The 17,620-nt window shown below is 72.2% G+C and carries 16 protein-coding genes; 10 read left to right on the top strand and 6 right to left on the bottom strand.

Going from position 1 to position 17,620, the window contains the following annotated elements:
• The first annotated feature begins 37 nt into the window (after positions 1–37).
• Genes BJ971_RS18740 through BJ971_RS18730 form a run of 3 tightly spaced genes read left to right on the top strand, consistent with a single transcriptional unit; the run spans position 38 to position 3,035 of the window.
• Positions 38–907 carry a fumarylacetoacetate hydrolase family protein gene (locus BJ971_RS18740; RefSeq protein WP_184994541.1) on the top strand — a complete coding sequence of 290 codons (870 nt, stop codon included), beginning with the start codon at positions 38–40 and terminating at the stop codon, positions 905–907.
• Positions 904–2,274, top strand: a complete 1,371-nt coding sequence (locus BJ971_RS18735; protein WP_184994540.1) for an aldehyde dehydrogenase family protein — start codon at positions 904–906, stop codon at positions 2,272–2,274. The genes BJ971_RS18740 and BJ971_RS18735 overlap by 4 nt, the downstream gene beginning before the upstream one ends.
• Complete coding sequence (locus tag BJ971_RS18730; protein ID WP_184994539.1) at positions 2,271–3,035, top strand: class I SAM-dependent methyltransferase; 765 nt, start codon at positions 2,271–2,273, stop codon at positions 3,033–3,035. Before BJ971_RS18735 ends, BJ971_RS18730 begins: the two co-directional genes overlap by 4 nt.
• Here the strand turns inward: BJ971_RS18730 and BJ971_RS18725 are convergent.
• Positions 3,024–5,144, bottom strand: a complete 2,121-nt coding sequence (locus BJ971_RS18725) for a catalase (protein ID WP_184994538.1) — start codon at positions 5,142–5,144, stop codon at positions 3,024–3,026. The two genes, BJ971_RS18730 and BJ971_RS18725, sit on opposite strands and share 12 nt — an antisense overlap.
• Before the next feature lie 193 nt (positions 5,145–5,337).
• Here BJ971_RS18725 and BJ971_RS18720 point away from each other — a divergent pair, with 193 nt between their 5' ends.
• Positions 5,338–6,348, top strand: a complete 1,011-nt coding sequence (locus BJ971_RS18720; protein ID WP_184994537.1) for an iron-containing redox enzyme family protein — start codon at positions 5,338–5,340, stop codon at positions 6,346–6,348.
• 10 nt (positions 6,349–6,358) lie between these two features.
• Here BJ971_RS18720 and BJ971_RS18715 read toward each other — a convergent pair whose 3' ends face one another.
• Complete coding sequence (locus tag BJ971_RS18715; protein WP_184994536.1) at positions 6,359–6,625, bottom strand: CDGSH iron-sulfur domain-containing protein; 267 nt, start codon at positions 6,623–6,625, stop codon at positions 6,359–6,361.
• A 72-nt stretch (positions 6,626–6,697) separates the two neighbouring features.
• Positions 6,698–9,409: a putative bifunctional diguanylate cyclase/phosphodiesterase gene (locus tag BJ971_RS18710; protein WP_184994535.1), complete on the bottom strand. Its 2,712-nt coding sequence runs from the start codon at positions 9,407–9,409 to the stop codon at positions 6,698–6,700.
• A gap of 198 nt (positions 9,410–9,607) precedes the next feature.
• Between BJ971_RS18710 and BJ971_RS18705 the strand changes: the two genes are divergently transcribed.
• The 3 genes from BJ971_RS18705 (at position 9,608) to BJ971_RS18695 (ending at position 11,763) form a co-directional block, all read left to right on the top strand.
• Positions 9,608–10,039, top strand: a complete 432-nt coding sequence (locus BJ971_RS18705; RefSeq protein ID WP_184994534.1) for a helix-turn-helix transcriptional regulator — start codon at positions 9,608–9,610, stop codon at positions 10,037–10,039.
• Positions 10,040–10,133: 94 nt separating this feature from the next.
• On the top strand, positions 10,134–10,697 hold the full coding sequence (locus BJ971_RS18700) for a TetR/AcrR family transcriptional regulator (RefSeq protein WP_184994533.1): 564 nt from the start codon (positions 10,134–10,136) through the stop codon (positions 10,695–10,697).
• A 70-nt stretch (positions 10,698–10,767) separates the two neighbouring features.
• Positions 10,768–11,763, top strand: coding sequence for a LysR family transcriptional regulator (locus tag BJ971_RS18695; protein ID WP_184994532.1), 996 nt, complete (start codon positions 10,768–10,770; stop codon positions 11,761–11,763).
• Here BJ971_RS18695 and BJ971_RS18690 read toward each other — a convergent pair.
• Positions 11,750–12,388 carry an HNH endonuclease family protein gene (locus BJ971_RS18690; protein ID WP_184994531.1) on the bottom strand — a complete coding sequence of 213 codons (639 nt, stop codon included), beginning with the start codon at positions 12,386–12,388 and terminating at the stop codon, positions 11,750–11,752. The two genes, BJ971_RS18695 and BJ971_RS18690, sit on opposite strands and share 14 nt — an antisense overlap.
• 203 nt (positions 12,389–12,591) lie before the next feature.
• On the opposite strand from BJ971_RS18690, the gene BJ971_RS18685 reads away from it, so the two are divergent.
• Positions 12,592–13,794: a dipeptidase gene (locus BJ971_RS18685; RefSeq protein ID WP_184998950.1), complete on the top strand. Its 1,203-nt coding sequence runs from the start codon at positions 12,592–12,594 to the stop codon at positions 13,792–13,794.
• A 33-nt stretch (positions 13,795–13,827) separates the two neighbouring features.
• Here the strand turns inward: BJ971_RS18685 and BJ971_RS18680 are convergent, their stop codons facing one another.
• The gene (locus tag BJ971_RS18680; protein ID WP_221479469.1) at positions 13,828–14,424 is read right to left on the bottom strand and encodes a response regulator; all 597 of its coding nucleotides are present in this window, start codon (positions 14,422–14,424) and stop codon (positions 13,828–13,830) included.
• A gap of 59 nt (positions 14,425–14,483) precedes the next feature.
• The gene (locus BJ971_RS18675) at positions 14,484–15,755 is read right to left on the bottom strand and encodes a histidine kinase (RefSeq protein ID WP_239087232.1); all 1,272 of its coding nucleotides are present in this window, start codon (positions 15,753–15,755) and stop codon (positions 14,484–14,486) included.
• 131 nt (positions 15,756–15,886) lie between these two features.
• Between BJ971_RS18675 and BJ971_RS18670 the strand changes: the two genes are divergently transcribed.
• A complete protein-coding gene (locus BJ971_RS18670; RefSeq protein WP_184994528.1) occupies positions 15,887–16,786 on the top strand; it encodes an ABC transporter ATP-binding protein in 900 nt (299 codons plus the stop codon).
• A complete protein-coding gene (locus BJ971_RS18665) occupies positions 16,783–17,583 on the top strand; it encodes an ABC transporter permease (protein WP_239087231.1) in 801 nt (266 codons plus the stop codon). Before BJ971_RS18670 ends, BJ971_RS18665 begins: the two co-directional genes overlap by 4 nt.
• Positions 17,584–17,620: the final 37 nt, after the last annotated feature.

Here is a 17,620-nt window from a genome sequence, read left to right as displayed (position 1 = left end):
CAGGGTAGCCATGGTTACACGGACTTAGGACGGTCACATGCCGATCTCCCTTCACCGCCTGCGTGCCGGCCACGTGTCCCGCTGGGCGGTGTGCCAGGACGGCGAGTGGGGCGAGCTCGACGGCACCCTCGCCGGCCTGCTCGCCCTGCCGCTCGACCGGGCCCGGGCCATGGTCGAGGCCGCCGCCCGCGAGGCCGGCGGCGGCATGCCCGGCGAGGAGACGCTCGCACCCGTCGACCAGCAGGAGGTGTGGGCGGCCGGGGTGACGTACCTGCGCAGCCGCGACGGGCGAAAGGAGGAGTCCGGGCACGGCTTCCTCTACGACCATGTCTACGACGGCGACCGCCCCGAGATCTTCTTCAAGTCCAGCCCGTGGCGGGTCGTCGGCGACCGCGACGCCGTCGGTATCCGCGCCGACTCCGGCTGGGACGTGCCCGAGGCCGAGGTCGGCCTGGTCCTCAACGCGGCCGGGGAGGTGTTCGGCTACACGCTCGCCAACGACATGAGCAGCCGGTCGATCGAGGGTGAGAACCCGCTCTACCTGCCGCAGGCGAAGATCTACGACCGCTCCTGCGCGGTGGGCCCGGCGATCGTGCCGAGCTGGGCGGCCGGCCCGGGTCCGTTCCCGATCGGGCTGCGGGTGCTGCGTGACGACCACGAGGCGTACGCCGCGACGACCTCGACGTCGGCGATGGTCCGCGGCTTCGCGGAGCTGGCCGGCTGGTTGTTCCGCGCGCTGAGCTTTCCGGCCGGTGTGGTGCTGCTGACCGGCACCGGCGTCGTACCGGACGCCGATTTCACCGTGCGACCCGGTGACACGATCGAGATAACGTCCGCGGCGCTCGGGACGCTGACCAACCCCGTCATCGCGATCGGCGACGCCACCGGTGGGAAGGAACAACAATGACAACGATCGAGAGCCGCTCACCGCAGGCGCCGTCGGACCTCGTCGTACGCGTTCCCGACACGTCGCCGGAGACGGTGTCGGCGGCGGCCGACGCCGCCCGGGCCGCGGCCATCGGCTGGGCCCGCGGGCCGGCGCACGCGCGGGCGGCCGCCCTGCACGCCTGCGCCGAGGCCGTCGCGGCGGCGACCGGTGAGCTGACCGACCTGGTGGTCCGCGAGGTCGGCAAGCCGCTCGGCGAGGCGGGCGCCGAGATCGGCCGCGGAGTGGCGATCCTGCGCTACTTCGCGCAGCAGGCCCTGCACCCCGAGGGCGAGGTCTATCCGCCGTCGGACGGCGTGTCGCTGTTGCACACCCGCCGCCGTCCGCACGGCGTGGTCGGGCTGATCACTCCGTGGAACTTCCCGGTGGCGATACCGCTCTGGAAGGCCGCGCCGGCCCTCGCCTTCGGCAACGCCGTCCTCCTCAAACCCGCACCGCAGTCATCCGCCGTGGCGCTGCGGCTCGCCGAACTGTTCACCGGGGTGCTCCCGCACGGTGTGCTGACGGTGCTGACCGGCCTCGGCGGAACCGGCGAGGCGATCGTCGACGCGGCCGACGCCGTCTCGTTCACGGGGTCGGTGGCGGCCGGGCAGGCGGTCGCCCGCAGGGCGGTGGAGCGTGGCGTCCCGGCGCAGTGCGAGATGGGCGGCCAGAACGCCGCCATCGTGCTGGCCGACTCCGACCTGGACGCGGCCGCGACGGCGATCGCCGCGGCGGCGATGGGCTACGCAGGACAGAAGTGCACCGCCACCAGCCGGGTGATCGTGGTCGGCGACTCCGCGTCCTTCGCCGAGCGGCTGGCCGCGGCCGTCGAGGCGCTGCCGGTCGGCGACCCGGCGGATCCGGCGACGGTCGTCGGCCCGCTGATCGAGTCGCGCCCGCGGGAGGCGATCCGGGCGGCGGTGCGGCGCGCCGAGGCGGGTGGCGCCCGGGTGCTGACCAGCGCCCGGCAGCCCGACGGCGCCGGGTGGTTCCAGTCCCCGACGCTGCTGGCGAACGTGCCGCCCGGCGACGACCTACGGTACGAGGAGCACTTCGGACCGGTGTGCGTGGTCCTGCCCGCGGAATCCGCCGACGCCGCGGCGCGGGTGGCCAACGAGGTGCGGTACGGGTTGGTCGCGGGCGTGTACACCCGGAATCTCGGTGCGGCGCTGAGGTTGGCGAACCAGTTGGAGGTAGGCATGGTGAAGGTCAACGCCCCGACCACCGGCGTGGACTTCCACGCCCCGTTCGGCGGTGAGAAGGAGTCGAGCTACGGCCCGCGCGAGCAGGGCACCGCGGCCCGCGACTTCTACACCCGAACCGTCACGATCACGCTTACGCCGTGAGCTCGCCGTCCGCGCACGTGAGTGCGGAGCGTCCTTTTTACAGCCTGCATGCCGGCGCCTATGACGCGCTGATCACCGACCCGGTCGAGCCATGGGTCGACGCCGTTCATGACCGGCTCGTGCGGGCGCACCGGGCCCGGGCCTCGGTGTTGGACGCCGGTTGCGGCACCGGGAGACACGCCGCGGCACTCATCGCCAAGGGACATCGGGTCGATCTCGCGGATGCCTCCCGGGAGCTGCTGGCGCGAGCCGGTGAACGGTGCCCCGCCGCCCGCGCCCTGCTCGTGGACCTGTGCACAATGGATCTCGGCCCTGGGTACGACGCCGTGACGTGCCGGGGAGTGCTCAACGACATGACCACCGACCAGGAACGCGAATCGGCGGTGGCGAATCTGGCCGCGTGTCTGCGGCCGGGCGGGCTGCTGTTCCTGGACGTCCGAGAGGCTGAAGCCTCCCGGCTGCGGGCCGACGGCCGTGCGCGGCGCGTAGTCGCCGATCTGGGTGGCGACGGCGAATTGCGGTTCTCCACCCGCACCTCCTGGCAAGGAGGGTTGCTCCAGGTCGAGGAACGGTACGAGGTCGCCGTCGACGGCCGGGTGACGCGGGAATCCACCTATGACTTCACCATGCGGCCGTGGTCGAGAGCCGAGTTGTCGTCCGTGCTGCGACGAAACGGCATGCGCCACGTCGACATCACAGGTGGCATCGGCCGCCGTACCTCAGACCGGCTGTTCGTCGTGGCCGGCTTCTCACCGCCCTGAACGGGCCGTCACCAGCGGCACGCGGTCCCACACCCGGTGCAGGCCCACCGCGTCGATCAGCCTCTTCGTGTACGCGGCGACCACCGCGTCGTCGAGCAGGATCCCCGGAGCCTTGGTGTCGATGCCTGCCGCACGCAAGGCTTGTTTGCCGTCGCCCCACGCGCCGAGCACCTTGGCATGCCGGAAGGCCTCCTCCAGCAGGACGGAGAGTCTGAGGTCGGCGAGGCTGCCGGCGCCGTCGGCGACCAGGACCGCGTCGTACTCGATCGAGCGGGTGGTCAGCAGGGTCCGCTCGATGATCTCGCTGCGTGCGCCCTTCCTCAGGACTCCGCCGGCAGCCGCGATGACCCGCACGAACGCGCCGCGGGCCTCGAACGCTTTGCGAATCTTGCCAATCCCGGCCAGGTCGGCGCCCGGACCCGCGACGACGCCGAGGACCCGTCCGGCGATCGGACCGGGAACCGCGACGATCTGGGACAACGCCGGCGACGGCCGCACATCGGTGGCCGGTTTCCCCTTCGGCGCCGGCAGACCGAGGCCGGCCGCTACCTGGGCGCACAGGTCGGCGTCCACGTTGGCCAGCACGCCCAGCGTCCGCTCCCGGATCTGCTTTTCGTAGCACTTGCCGAGCTCGAAGGTGAATGCCTCGATCAGGTGCGCCTTCTCGATGGGGCTCATGCTCACGTAGAACATCGTCGCCTGGGAGAAGTGGTCGTCGAAGGAGACGGGATTGGCCCGTACCTTCTCGCCCTCGACGAGCCGCGGAATCTGGACGTAGCCGCCGCGGGTCTCCTCTGCCGGCACCGGGCCCTCGTCACCGGCCAGGCTGTTCGGCAGGTAGGGCGCGACACCGCGGTGCACGGCCGTCTGGTGCATGCCGTCGCGGAGGTTGTCGTTGACCGGCGCGTGCGGCCGGTTGATCGGCAGTTGGGTGAAGTTGGGGCCGCCCAGGCGGGTGAGCTGGGTGTCGAGGTAGGAGAACAGCCGTGCCTGCATCAGCGGATCGTTGGTGACCTCGATGCCGGGTACCAGGTTCCCGGTGTGGAAGGCGACCTGCTCCGTCTCGGCGAAGAAGTTGTCCGGGTTGCGGTTGAGCGTGAGCATGCCGACCGGTTGAACGGGCGCGAGCTCCTCCGGGACGATCTTGGTGGGGTCGAGAAGGTCGATTCCCTCGAAGGTCTCGTCGTCGCTGTCGGCCATGACCTGGATGCCGAGTTCGTACTCGATAAACGCGCCCGCGTCGATGGCGTCGGCCATGTCGCGGCGGTGGAAGTCCGGGTCGGTGCCCGCGGCCAGTTGGGCCTCCTCCCAGACCAGCGAGTGCACTCCGGCGGTCGGCTTCCAGTGAAATTTGGCCAGGCTGCTCTCACCGGCCGAGTTGACCAGGCGGAAGGTGTGGACGCCGAATCCCTCCATCGTGCGGAAGGACCGGGGTATCCCCCGGTCGGACATCGCCCACATCACGTGGTGCGTCGCCTCGGTGTGCAGGGAGACGAAGTCCCAGAACGTGTCGTGCGCGGTCTGCGCCTGCGGGATCTCCCGGTCCGGGTGCGGCTTCCCGGCATGGATGATGTCGGGGAACTTGATGCCGTCCTGGATGAAGAAGACCGGCATGTTGTTGCCGACCAGGTCGAAGTTGCCCTCGGCGGTGTAGAACTTCACCGCGAAGCCCCGGACGTCCCGTACGGTGTCGGCGGATCCACGAGAGCCGAGAACGGTGGAGAAGCGGACGAAGACCGGCGTCTCGCGTCCCTCCTCGGCCAGGAACGGCGCCTTCGTCACCGACGCGGCGCTGCCGTACGCACGGAACAGCCCGTGCGCGGCCGCTCCTCGCGCGTGCACCACCCGCTCCGGTATCCGCTCGTGATCGAAGTGGGTGATCTTCTCCCGAAGGTGGAAGTCCTCCAGCAGCGACGGCCCCCGCGGGCCGGCCTTGAGCGAATGGTCCGTGTCCCGCAGCCGCAACCCCTGCGCGGTGGTCAGCGCCTCGCCGCTCTGCAGCCCCTGCGCGGGCGCGAGCGCCTCCGCCACCGGGCTGGTCTCCGCCGGTTCCATCGCCGCCGGCGACGCAACGGCGGGTACCGACTTGCGCGGACGCTTGGACGCCATCGATTGCCTCTTCCCTACAGCCGGACTTCTGCCGAGCAACACCTGCCCACCATGAAAAGGCCAAAACGCACCTGATGCGATCAGATCTAGCAAACCAGCACCATACGGTGATAGCGCCGGCACCGGCGGGGTTTGAGCGGCGACAATTCGGGCATTCTCTGCGGACCTCCTTCGACCGACAGGACACCGCGCCATGAAGCTGCCAATGCCCCGGGGGCCCGTCTCGGCGCAGCTGATCCGCGCGCTCGGCCGCGCTCCGCACGACCTCGACCCGGGATACGTCGAAACGCCGCCTACGGCAACGACGGCCGGGCTGGCGGACGACGACCTGCAACTGACCTTGTTCGTCCTCTACGAGCTGGCCTATCGGGGCTGGGACGGCGTGGACGACCGCTGGGAATGGCAGCCCGATCTCATCCGGCTGCGTACCGCCGCCGAAAACCGCTTCGAGGCGGCTCTACGGGTGCTGACCGCGCCCCATCATGACGCCGTGCCCGAACAGCTGAGCGCCGCGTCGATCGCGCGCCGGCTGGTCACGATGACCGAGGAGGACGGCCCCTCGCTGTCCGAACATCTGCGGCGCCGGGCCACCTTGCGGCAGTTCCGGGAGTTCGCCGCCCACCGGTCCGTCTACCACCTGCGCGAGGCGGACCCGCACACCTTCGCAATCCCCCGGCTGAGCGGGCGGGCGAAGGCCGCTCTCATCGAGATCCAGATCGACGAGTACGGCGGCGGCCAGGTGCGGCGCATGCACCAGGAGCTGTTCCGCCACACCCTGACGGCGCTCGATCTGGACGCCACCTACGGCGCCTACGTCGAGGTGGCTCCGGCGCTGACGCTCGCCACCAACAACCTCATGTCCCTGTTCGGTCTGCACCGTCGCCGCCGCGGCGCCCTGCTCGGGCACCTGGCCGCGTACGAGATGACCTCGACCGGGCCCAACCAGGCGTACGGCAGCGGGCTGCGCCGCCTCGGCGGGGACGTCGACGCGACCCGCTTCTACGACGAGCATGTCGAGGCGGACGCCGTGCACGAGCAGATCGCGGCGTACGACATGTGTGGCTCGTTCTGTGTCGCCGAGCCGGACCTGGCGGCGGACGTGTTGTTCGGCGCGCGGTGTGCGCTCGCTCTTGGCGCCATGTGGGCGACTTCGGTGCTCTCGCACTGGGACCGGGGCGAGAGCTCACTACTCGGCTTCGTCTGAGAAGGCCCGGTCAGGCGGCATCGCGCGGCGCCGCCACCTCGCGGCCCGCGCCAGCGCGGAAGTTGACTGCCTTGTGGGTGCCGTCGCAGAACGGCTTACGTGCCGATCTGCCACAGCGGCACAGCGCCACCGTGCCCCGGCCCGGGTCGATCACCACGCCCTCCGGCGTACGCAACGTGAAGTCGCCGCGCAGCAGCAACGGGCCGTTCTCGTAGGGCACGACGGTCGCGCCGTGCTCACCCTCATCCGTCTCACCGAAAGATTCGAACGCGGTCATAACCGAAATATGCCCCGACGCAACCGCCCGAAACCCGGCTCACGACGGGACGACTGCGGCTGACGGACGCGGTCAGGCCCGGACGGTGAGTTTGGCGGCCAGGCCCTCGGCCAGGATGCGGCCCGCCTCGGCGGCCGGCAGCGGGCGCGACAGCAGGTAGCCCTGTGCGACGTCGCAGTCCAGCGCGCGCAGCGCCGCCAGCTGCACATTGTCCTCGATGCCCTCGGCGACCGTGGTCATGCCCAGGCTCTTGCCGAGCCGCACGATCGTGCGGACCAGCGCCTCGTCCTCCCGGTCGCCGCCGAGGCGGTCCACGAAGGAGCGGTCGATCTTGAGGATGTCCATCGGGTAGCGGCGCAGGTACGCCAGCGACGAGTACCCCGTACCGAAGTCGTCCATGGCCAGGGTGACGCCGAGGGCCTTCAGGCGCTGGAGCTGGGTGAGGTTCTCGTCGGTGTCGGTGAGCAGGACGCTCTCGGTCATCTCCAGGCAGAGCTGGTCCACCGGCAGGCCGGTCTCGGCCAGTACCTCGGCGACCGTCGCGGAGAGGTCGCCGTGTTCGAACTGGCGCACGGAGACGTTCACCGACATCTTCAGGCGGCGGCTGCTGCCGGCGCCCCACGCGACCGCCTGGCGGCAGGCCTCGGCGAGCACCCAGCGGCCCATCGGCACGATCAGGCCGGTCGCCTCGGCGATGCCGATGAAGTCCATCGGCGAGACCATGCCGCGGGTCGGGTGGTGCCAGCGGACCAGGGCCTCGAAGCCGATGATCGTTCCGGTACGCAGGTCGACCGTCGGCTGGTAGTGCAGGGCCAGCTCGTTGCGTTCCAGGGCCAGGCGCAGGTCGGCCTCGAGTTCGAGGCGCTGCAGCAGGCCGCTGAGCATCTGCGGGTCGTAGGCGGCCAGGCCGGCGCCGCCGGCGGACTTGGCGCGGTACATGGCCAGGTCGGCGTTGCGCAGCAACTGGTCGGCGTTGTCGGCGTCGGCGCCGGAGGCCAGGCCGATGCTGACCGCGACGCGCAGGTCGCGGCCGCCGAGCACGAAGTGTTCCTCCAGCGCGGCGGCGATGCGTTCGGCGACGGCCTCGGCGTCGGCGCGGGCGGCCAGGGACTCGACGAGGACGCCGAACTCGTCGCCGCCGAAGCGGGCCACGGTGTCGCCCTCGCGTACGGCGGCGCGGAGGCGGTCGGCGACCTGGAGGAGCAGGGCGTCGCCGGCGGCGTGGCCGAGGCTGTCGTTGATCTCCTTGAAGCCGTCCAGGTCGAGGACGAGGATGGCCACGTCGTCGGTGCGGCTGCTGCGGTCGACGGCCTCGATCAGGCGTTCGCGGAACAGGGCGCGGCTGGCCAGGCCGGTGAGGCCGTCGTGGTAGGCCTCGTGCATGAGCTGTTCCTGCAGTTCCCGCGAGTCGTGGATGTCGCGGGTGTTGAGCACGTAGCCGCCGACGGACGGGTCGTGCAGCAGGTTGGTCATGGTCATCTCGGCCAGCCGGAGGCTGCCGCCGTAGTGGCGGATCGGCACCTCGAGGACGACGACGCCCAGCGGCTTGTCCTTGATCGACTCGAGGCCGGCCGCGATCGCCGGCGCGGCCCGGTGGCCGACGACCTGGACCAGGTTGAGGCCGAGCAGCATGGTCGGGGGGTATCCGAAGATCCGCTCGACCGATTCGCTCTGGAAGCGGATCGTGGTGTCGGCGTCGATGACGGCAACCGATTCCGAGCTTTGCAGCACCAGGGCGCGGAAGCGTGCCTCGCTGGCCTGCAGTTCCGTGCTGCGCTGGGCGACTCGGGCCTCGAGCTGGCGGGTCAGGTGGCGGTTCTCGACGAGGGTCAGCAGCTGCCGGACGATGATCAGCAGGATCAGCACGGAACGGGAGCCGCCGAAGAACACGTCGGCCCGCCCGGTGATCGCGTAGAAGACCACGCTGCACGTCAGGGCGGCCAGCACCACCGCGTACGGCACGAGCATGGCGAACGGCCGCCGGTCGGCGCCGTCCGCGGAGCCGGCCTCGGCGGGGGCGAGGCTGTCGCCGGGCCGCCGCGCGGCGATCACCATCATGGCGAAGGCGGCGAACCAGACGGCGTCGAGCACGCCGCCGGACGAGTACTCGTCGTGCAGGGCCACGAACGCGTAGACGCTGTCGGCCGTGGCGATCAGCAGCATCGCCGCGCCGATGAGCATGAGCGACAGCGAGCCCTGGCCGCCGCGGCGCAGCAGGGCGAGGGTGTAGAGCACGATGGTGACCAGGATGACGTCGCCGATCGGGTACCCGAGCAGGACGTAGAGGCCGGCCGTGTTGTCGTTGCCCTCGGTGAGCAGGGGGCCGATCACCGTGATCCAGCTGATCAGCAGCAGCGAGCAGGCGATCATCATGCCGTCGACGATGCTGCGGACGCGGTTGGCCGCGGTCTGCCGGGCGACGGGCACCATGAGCAGGCCGGCGGCGGTGAGCGGGATCATGCCGAGATAGCCGACGTCCGGGAGCCCGGGGAACGGCGCCTCGCGGCCCTGAATCGTCTCTATCCACGTCCAGGAGGCCTCGCCGAACGCGTACGAGAGGGCACCCAGTCCGAGGCCGGTCCACGCGGCGCCCGACCGGCCGCGGATGCGCGCCGCCCGGAACAGGCAGGCGACGCCGGCCGCGACGGTGATCAGAACCATACCGATGTTCGAGGCGGTGGCGGTTACCGTGTCTCCGCCGAAGCCGCCGATCATCCAGGCGGCGAACACGACGACGAGCGCGAGGATCCCGATGGTGCCCCGACCGGGGTTCCTGAGCGTCATCGGACCCCTTCCGTCTGCCGGCCGCACCCCTTGTGGCGTGCTGTCCACCGTCGAATCGGGCGTGGGGCGGAACACTTGAGGGAATCGGTGCGGTCCTCGCCCGATCGTCGTGTGGCCACTGGTGCGGCGGTCGACGGGAGTGACGGCAGTGGCCGGCGGGGCCACCGGACCCCCGGCGAATGTGGCACGATTTCACAGGTGACCAGCAGACCCGCGTCGGAGCAACGCCTGCGAGATCTCGCGCAGCTGCGCCGCGTCCGCGACCGGATCGACCGGGAGTACGCGCAGCCGCTGGACGTCGAGGCGCTCGCCCGCGGCGCGCACATGTCGGCCGGCCACCTCAGCCGCGAGTTCCGGCTCGCGTACGGCGAGTCGCCGTACTCCTATCTGATGACGCGGCGCATCGAGCGCGCGATGGCGCTGCTGCGCCGCGGCGACCTCGGCGTCACCGAGGTCTGCTTCGCGGTCGGCTGCTCGTCGCTGGGCACCTTCAGCACCCGCTTCACCGAGCTGGTCGGCATGCCGCCCAGCGCGTACCGGCGCGAGGCCGCGCGGGCGACGGCCGGGATGCCGTCGTGCGTCGCGAAGCAGGTGACCCGGCCGATCCGGCAGAAGGCGGCACAGACCTAGCACCCGGTCGGGTGAGGTTCGACCGGCGGACGTTCTCCGCGCCACGATGTGCCACCCTGTTCGGCACGGACACCGGCGAGGAGGGACGACCGCGATGGCCGAGCGCCCGCTGCGCGCCGACGCCCGGCGCAACCGCGACCGCCTCCTCGAGGTGGCCGTGCGGGCCTTCTCGACCGCCGGGCCGGACGTGGCGCTGGAGACGATCGCGCGCTCGGCGGGCGTCGGGATCGGCACGCTGTACCGGCACTTCCCGACCCGGGAGGCGATGGTCGAGGCGGTGTACCGCGGCGAGCTCGACCGGCTCTGCGACTCGGTGGCGGAGCTGCTGGTGTCCGGCGAGCCCGACCGGGCGCTGCGCGACTGGATGGACCGGTTCGTGGACTGCCTGGCGGCCCGGCGCGGCATGGCCGAGGCGGTGCGGATGGTGATCAATTCTGGCGGCGCGGAGTTCGCGCACAGCCTGGAGCGGCTGACCGACGCGCTCGCGGTGCTGCTCGACGCGGGCATCCGGGCCGGCCGGCTACGCGCGGACGTCCCGGTGATGGACGTGCTGACCTGCCTGAACGGGGTGACCCTCGCGGCCGGCGGTCCGGAGCGGCGTGAGCAGGCCGGACGCCTGCTGGACCTGGTGATGGACGGCCTGCGCCCGCGCACCTGACCGCGGGCCGCAGCCGGAAATTCACAATGTTGGTATTTCGGTTACGGGCGCCGACCTCTAACGTCTGGTTGTGGACCTCGAGCTGCGCCATCTGAGGATGATCTGCGCGATCGCCGAGGCGGGCAGCGTCACCAAGGCCGCCGCGGCGCTCGGTCTGGCCCAACCCGCGCTGACCACCCAGCTCAAGCGCATCGAGCGGACCGTCGGCGGCCCGCTCTTCCATCGTGGACGGCGCGGCACCCGGCCGACCCCGCTCGGCGATCTGGTGCTGGCGCGGGCCCGGCTGGTCATCCCGGCCGTGAACGGCCTGCACCGTGACGTCACCGCGTTCGTCGGGTCCGCGCGGCCCGGGCAGTTCCGGATCGGCGCCACCAACGGGCCGGTCTCCGGCGGCCTGGTGCAGCGGCTCGCCACCGCGTACCCGAACAGCCCGGTGACCATGCACGCCACCTGGTCCGCGGACGAGATCTGCGCGCGGGTGCTCGACGGCCGGCTCGACTACGCGCTCGTCGGGGCCTGCTCCCCGTCGATACCCTCCCCCGACGCCGGCCTGGTCTGGCAGCCCGTCTGCGTCGACCCGGTCTGGGTCCTGGTCGGCGCCGGGCACCGGCTGGCCGGGCGCGACGAGGTTCCGCTCGCCGAGTTCGCCGGGGAGAGGTGGGCCACGGCGCCCGGCGACGGGTGCTTCAACGACTGCTTCGCCGCCGCCTGCGCGCGGGCGGGTTTCACGCCGCCCCCGCCGTACGAGATGGACGTGGCCAGCTGCATCGACCTGGTCGCCGGCGGTGCGGCCGTGGTGTTGTGCCAGGGCATCGTGCGGCCGATACCGGGAGTGGTCGCGCTGCCACTGGAGGGCTCGCCGCTGCGCTGGCGGCACCTGCTCGGCTGGGACCCGGCCGGTCCCGCCGCCGCCGGCGGCCCCGAGGTCGCCGCGCTGGCGGTGCAGTCCTACCTCGACGTCGTCGCCATCCGCCCCCGCTTCGCGGCGTGGCTGGGCGCGAACCCGGGGTTCGGCGCCCAGCCGGTGACACCGCCGCTGTCCGCGGCCCGGGTCAGCAGGCGTTGAGCATCGTCGTCAGTGCGGACTTCTCCGCGCTGGTCACGGTCAGCGCCCAGACGTACTTCACCTTGACCCACATCCGGGCGTAGGTGCAGTGGTAGCTGGACAGCGGCGGCTTCCAGGCGTCCGGCGACTGGTCGCTCTTGGACTGGTTGACGTTGTCGGTGACCGCGATGAGCTGCGGGTTGGTCAGGTCGTTGGCGAACGACTCACGCTTGGCCGTCGTCCACGCCCAGGCGCCGGAGATCCAGGCGTTCTTCAGCGGCACCATGTGGTCGATGTCGACGTCGGACGCCGCGGTCCAGGTGGCGCCGTCGTACGGGCTGAACCACCGCCCGGACGTGGACGCGCACGCGGAGTCGGTGACCACGCTGGTGCCGTCGCGCTTGAGCACCGTCTCCCGGGTGTTGCAGGCGCCGGAGACGGTGTGCCAGTGCGGGAAGAGGTCCCGGTTGTAGGTCGTGGTGTGCGTCGAGGCCGCGACCGTGATCGAGGCGAGGTAGGTCCGCGCGGTGGCGGCGGTGGGAATGCCGGGCGGGGTCGCGCCGGCCGGTGCCGCGAAGCCGAGCTGAAGCAGGACGGCCGCCAGCACGGCGGCGAGCAGAGCGGGGGTGGTACGGCGTCTGGTCAAGGGTGCCTCCGGGGGGAGTGACCGAGGGGTTGTGAGTGATTCTCAGCGCGCCCCGGGTACCAGCCCAGATGTCAAACCCGCTATACCGCCGTCTATATAGCCAACCTGTGGAATCACCTGTCATAGGCTCCGCAGGCGATCATCAACAGCCCGGAGCGTCAGGAGCAGCCCCAGTGACCGTGGTAGACCTCGCGTTGCAAGCCATGCCGGTGATCGACGGGCACAACGACCTGCCGATGGCCCTGCGCGCCCGGGCCGGCTACCGGGTGTCCGGGCTGGCCGCCGACCGGCCGGAGTTCCACACGGACATCGCCCGGCTGCGCGCGGGCGGCGTCGGCGGCCAGTTCTGGTCGGTGTACGTGCCCTCCGACCTCTCCGAGCCCGAGGCCGTCGTCGCCACCATGGAGCAGATCGACGCGGTGTACCGGCTCGCCGCCGCGTACCCGCGGGACCTGGCGATCGCGTACTCGGCCGACGACGTCGAGGCCGCGATCGGCGGCGGCCGGATCGCATCGCTGATCGGCATCGAGGGCGGCCACAGCCTGGCCACGTCGCTGGGGGTGCTGCGCGCCTTCGCCCGTCTCGGCGTGCGGTACGTGACGCTGACGCACAACCACAACACGTCGTGGGCGGACTCGGCGACCGACGAGCCCGGTGTCGGCGGGCTCGACGACGAGGGCCGGGCGATCGTCGCGGAGATGCAGCGCATCGGCGTACTCGTCGACCTGTCGCACGTGGCCGCCACGACCATGCACGCGGCGCTGGACGTGGCGACCGCCCCGGTGATCTTCAGCCACTCGTCGGCGCACGCGGTCAACGGCCACCGCCGCAACGCCGCCGACGACGTGCTGGTCAAGCTGCGCGACAACGGCGGCGTCTGCATGGTCACGTTCGTGCCGCCGTTCATCTCGGCGGAGGTGGCGGCCTGGGCCACGGCCGCCGACGCGGAGTGGGCGCGGCTCGGCCTGCCGCCGGCGCCGTCCTGGTGGCCGGCCGCGCCCCGGCCCGGGCAGCACGGCGACGTGGCGCCGCCGGCCACCGCCGGTTCGTTCCTGTCGGCGCTGCCCGGCAGCGACGTGGCGCCGCCGGAGCAGTTCCGGCCGTGGCTGGCCGCCAACCCGCGGCCCGAGGCGACGATCGCCCAGGTCGCCGACCACGTGGAGCACGTCCGCGACGTCGCCGGCGTGGAACACGTCGGCATCGGCGGCGACTACGACGGCTGCGACCGGCTGCCGACCGGCCTCGAGGACGTCTCCGGCTACCCGCGGCTGCTCGCCGAGCTCGCGTCGCGCGGCTGGAGCCAGGCCGACCTGGAGCGGCTCACCGGCCGCAACATCCTGCGGGTGCTGCGCGCGGCCGAGCAGGCCGCGCCCGAGCCGCTCTGGCCGCGCTCCCCGGCACGGTGACGACCGGGGTCTGAGCGCCGCGGGCGGGCTCGCTCAGGCCTTGCCGGCGTCGTGCACCAGGAGCGCGACCTGCACGCGGTTGTTCAGGTCGAGCTTCACCAGCAGGCGCGACACGTGCGCCTTCACCGTCGCGACGCTCATGAACAGCTCCGCCGAGATCTCCGCGTTGGACCGGCCCTGGCCGAGCAGCAGGGCGACGTCGCGCTCGCGTTCGCTGAGCTGTTCCAGGGCCGTCAGGGCCCGCCGCCGGGTGCCGCCCGGGTCGGGGGCGGCCACGTGCGCGATCAGCTGCCGGGTCACCGTCGGCGACAGCGCCGCCTCGCCGCCGGCCACCCGGCGGACGGCGTGCAGGATCTCCACCGGCGGGGTGTCCTTGAGCAGGAAACCGCTCGCGCCGGCGCGCAGCGCCCGCAGCACGAACTCGTCGGCGTCGAACGTGGTCAGCACGATCACCTCCGGGGCGCCCGCGCGCCCGCGCAGCGACTCGGTCGCCGTGAGGCCGTCGACCCGGGGCATCCGGATGTCCATCAGCACCACGTCCGGGCGGTGCGCGGCCACCGCGGCCGGCACCTCGCTGCCGTCGGCGGCCTCGCCGACCACCGCGATGTCCTCGGCGCCGGACAGGATCATCGTCAGGCCCGCGCGGACCAGGGCGTCGTCGTCGACGATCAGCACCCGCACCGGAGCGGTCACGCCGGTCCGGCCCAGGGCAGCCAGGCGCTGAGGGCGAACTCCCCGTCGGCGGTGCGCCCGTGCACCAGCTTGCCGCCGGCCAGGGTGGCGCGTTCGCCGAGCCCGACCAGGCCGGTGCCGGCGCCGGGGATGGCCAGGGTGGCGCGCCCGACCGGTGCCGGGTTGCGGACGTCGATGGTCAGCCCCACGCCGGCCTTTCCCTCGACGGTGACCCGCACCGCCGTGCCGGGCGCGTGCTTGCGGGCGTTGGTCAGGCCCTCCTGGACGATCCGGTACGCCGTGCGCCCGGCGCCGTCAGGCAGCGGCGTCGAGTCGTCGATCCGCACGTCGAGGCGGACCTTCGCGCCCGCGGCCCGGGACTCGTCGGCCAGCGCGGGCAGCTCGCACAGGGTCGGCTGCGGGCGCTCCGGCCGATCGTCGCCCTCCGGCTCGCGCAGCACGCCGATCACCTCGCGCAGGTCCTGAAGCGCCTGGTGCGCGCTGGCCCGGATCACCCCGGCCGCGCCGGCCACCTCGGCGGGCGCCGCGTCGGGCCGGATCTCCAGGGCGCCGGCGTGCAGGCTCAGCAGCGAGATCCGGTGTGCGAGCACGTCGTGCATCTCGCGGGCGATGCGGGTGCGTTCCAGAGCGCGGGCCTGGATGATCCGCAGCCGCTGCTCGGACTCGGCGCGCTCGGCCCGGTCCCGCAGCGACAGCACGAGCTGGCGCCGGGACCGCATGACCATGCCCCAGAGCATCACGATCACCAGGAACGCCGCGCTCCAGACCATCGACTCCCAATAGCTGTTGTTCGTCTCGGGTCGCAGCGCGCAGAAGACCGCGCTGGTGAGCACGGCGCCGGCGAAGACCGCCGCCGTCACCGCGAACCTGCGGTGCAGCGCGACCGTGAAGAAGAAGATCAGGCCGGCGATCGCGCCCGCCACGGTGACGGCGCCGGCCACGACGGTAAGCAGCGCGAGGTACACCGGCCAGCGCCGCCGCCACCAGAGCGCGACCGAGAGCACGACCCCGACCGCGAGGTCGAGCCAGATCAGCCAGCGCGGGGTGTACGCCCACTCCTGCACCAGCGTCGGGTGCGCGCTCAGCAGGTCGGCCGTGGCCAGCAGGGTCCAGCCGAGGCCGAGCGCGAAGCAGAGCGTGTCGATGACCCAGTCGCGGGTCGAGCGGGCCGCCGGCGGCCCGTCGGGATCGTCGAGCAGCGACGCCGGAAGCAGCCACCGGTACTCCGACGGCCGTCCGCCGCCTCCCGGCACCACCAGCTCCCCCACGAGCGCCATGCTACGGGCGGCGCGCCGCCGCCCGATACCGACCAAAGTCTCGACGAGCGCTAGACCAAGGTTCGCCGGCGCCGACCGGCGGCCGACGCGGCCGGCCGCCCGGCGGCGGCACGCTGATACGCATGATCACGGTTGAACACCTGAGCAAACGGTACGGGAGCCACCCGGCCGTCGACGACGTCTCCTTCACCTGCGAACCGGGCACGGTGACGGGCTTCCTCGGCCCGAACGGCGCGGGCAAGTCCACCACCATGCGGATGATCTGCGGGCTCACCCCACCCACGGCCGGCACCGCCACCGTCGACGGGCGGGCGTACCGGCGGATGGGCAATCCCGGGCGGCGCATCGGGGTGCTGCTGGACGCGTCGGCGCAGCACTCCGGGCGTACCGGAAGGGAGGTACTGACCCTGGCCGCGATGACGATGGGCATCGACCGGCGTGGGGTCGAGGCGAGCCTGGACCGGGTGGGGCTCAACAGCACGGCCGCCAAGCGGCGGGTGAAGGCGTACTCGCTGGGCATGCGGCAGCGGCTCGGGCTCGCGTACGCGATGCTCGGCGATCCCGGGATCCTGATCCTGGACGAGCCGGCGAACGGCCTGGACCCCGAGGGGATCTTCTGGATGCGCGGGCTGTTGCGCGACTTCGCCGACCGCGGCGGCACCGTGCTGCTCTCCTCGCACCTGCTGCGCGAGGTGGAGGCGGTCGCGGACCGGCTGATCGTCATCGGCGGCGGGCGGGTCGTGGCGCAGGGCGACAAGGACGAGCTGCTCGCCGGCACCGGCACGCTGGTGCGGGCGCTGGACCGGCCCGCGCTGGAGGCGGTGCTCGCCCGCGCCGGGCTGACCGGCACCGCGACGACCGACGGGGGCGTCGTCGTGCAGGCCGACGCGGAGACGATCGGCCGGGCCGCGGCCGGCGCGGGCCTGGTGCTGCTGGAGCTGCGCCCGGCCGGCAGCGGCGGGCTCGAGCAGATGTTCCTGACACTGACCGCCGGCGACTCGGTGAAGGAGGCGGTCCGATGACCGCGGTTCAGCAGGCACCGGCCGGCGCGGTGAGCGTCGCGCCCGAACGTGACGTCGACCGTACGGAGATCCCGCTCTGGCGTCTGGTCCTGGTGGAGCTGCGCAAGCTTGCCGACACCCGCTCGGGGCTGTGGCTGCTGATCGTGATCGGGCTGGCCGCGGCGGGCACCGCCGCGATCATGCTGTTCGCGGTGCCGGACGCCGAGCAGACCTTCCAGGGCTTCCTCTCCTTCGGCCTGGTGCCGGCGAGCGTGCTGCTGCCGGTGCTCGGCATCCTGTCGATGACCAGCGAGTGGTCGCAGCGGACCGCGCTGACCACGTTCACCCTCGTGCCGCGGCGCGGGCGGGTCGTCGCGGCGAAGCTGATCGCGGCCGTGCTGATCGCGATCGCGACAACGGCGGCGGCGGCCGCGCTGTCCGCGGCCGGCAACCTGATCGCCATCGGTACGGGCGGCGACGGAGCCTGGCACATCGAGGCCGCCCTGGTGGGTCAGCTGCTCGTCAACCAGATCGTGTTCGTGCTGATGGGCTCGGCGTTCGGCGCCCTGCTGATGAACTCGCCGCTGGCGATCGTGCTGTACTTCGCCATCCCGACGGTCTGGACGGTGCTCGGCGAGATGGTCAAGTGGCTGCACACCGCCGCGGGCTGGGTCGACATCAACATGACCTCGGTGCCGCTGAGCGAGCCGGGCATGACCGGCGAGCAGTGGGTCCGCTTCGGCGTCGCCGCCCTGGTCTGGGTGGCCCTGCCGCTGGCCCTGGGCACCGTGCGGGTGCTGCGGCGCGAGGTGTCCTGACCGGCGCGGTCCCCGGCCGGGCGGCTAGGCTCGATCC

Source organism: Amorphoplanes digitatis, from assembly GCF_014205335.1.
GTDB lineage: Bacteria > Actinomycetota > Actinomycetes > Mycobacteriales > Micromonosporaceae > Actinoplanes > Actinoplanes digitatus.
This window is presented reverse-complemented; position numbering and strand designations above follow the sequence as displayed.

What these genes read in the sequence shown, in the direction of transcription:
- BJ971_RS18670 (WP_184994528.1), top strand. Translation starts at nt 15,887, where the DNA reads ATGATCACGGTTGAACACCTGAGCAAACGGTACGGGAGCCACCCGGCC.
- BJ971_RS18735 (WP_184994540.1), top strand. Translation starts at nt 904, where the DNA reads ATGACAACGATCGAGAGCCGCTCACCGCAGGCGCCGTCGGACCTCGTC.
- BJ971_RS18715 (WP_184994536.1), bottom strand. Translation starts at nt 6,625, where the DNA reads ATGACCGCGTTCGAATCTTTCGGTGAGACGGATGAGGGTGAGCACGGC.
- BJ971_RS18680 (WP_221479469.1), bottom strand. Translation starts at nt 14,424, where the DNA reads ATGATCCTGTCCGGCGCCGAGGACATCGCGGTGGTCGGCGAGGCCGCC.
- BJ971_RS18740 (WP_184994541.1), top strand. Translation starts at nt 38, where the DNA reads ATGCCGATCTCCCTTCACCGCCTGCGTGCCGGCCACGTGTCCCGCTGG.
- BJ971_RS18725 (WP_184994538.1), bottom strand. Translation starts at nt 5,144, where the DNA reads ATGGCGTCCAAGCGTCCGCGCAAGTCGGTACCCGCCGTTGCGTCGCCG.
- BJ971_RS18700 (WP_184994533.1), top strand. Translation starts at nt 10,134, where the DNA reads ATGGCCGAGCGCCCGCTGCGCGCCGACGCCCGGCGCAACCGCGACCGC.
- BJ971_RS18720 (WP_184994537.1), top strand. Translation starts at nt 5,338, where the DNA reads ATGAAGCTGCCAATGCCCCGGGGGCCCGTCTCGGCGCAGCTGATCCGC.
- BJ971_RS18685 (WP_184998950.1), top strand. Translation starts at nt 12,592, where the DNA reads ATGCCGGTGATCGACGGGCACAACGACCTGCCGATGGCCCTGCGCGCC.
- BJ971_RS18665 (WP_239087231.1), top strand. Translation starts at nt 16,783, where the DNA reads ATGACCGCGGTTCAGCAGGCACCGGCCGGCGCGGTGAGCGTCGCGCCC.
- BJ971_RS18710 (WP_184994535.1), bottom strand. Translation starts at nt 9,409, where the DNA reads ATGACGCTCAGGAACCCCGGTCGGGGCACCATCGGGATCCTCGCGCTC.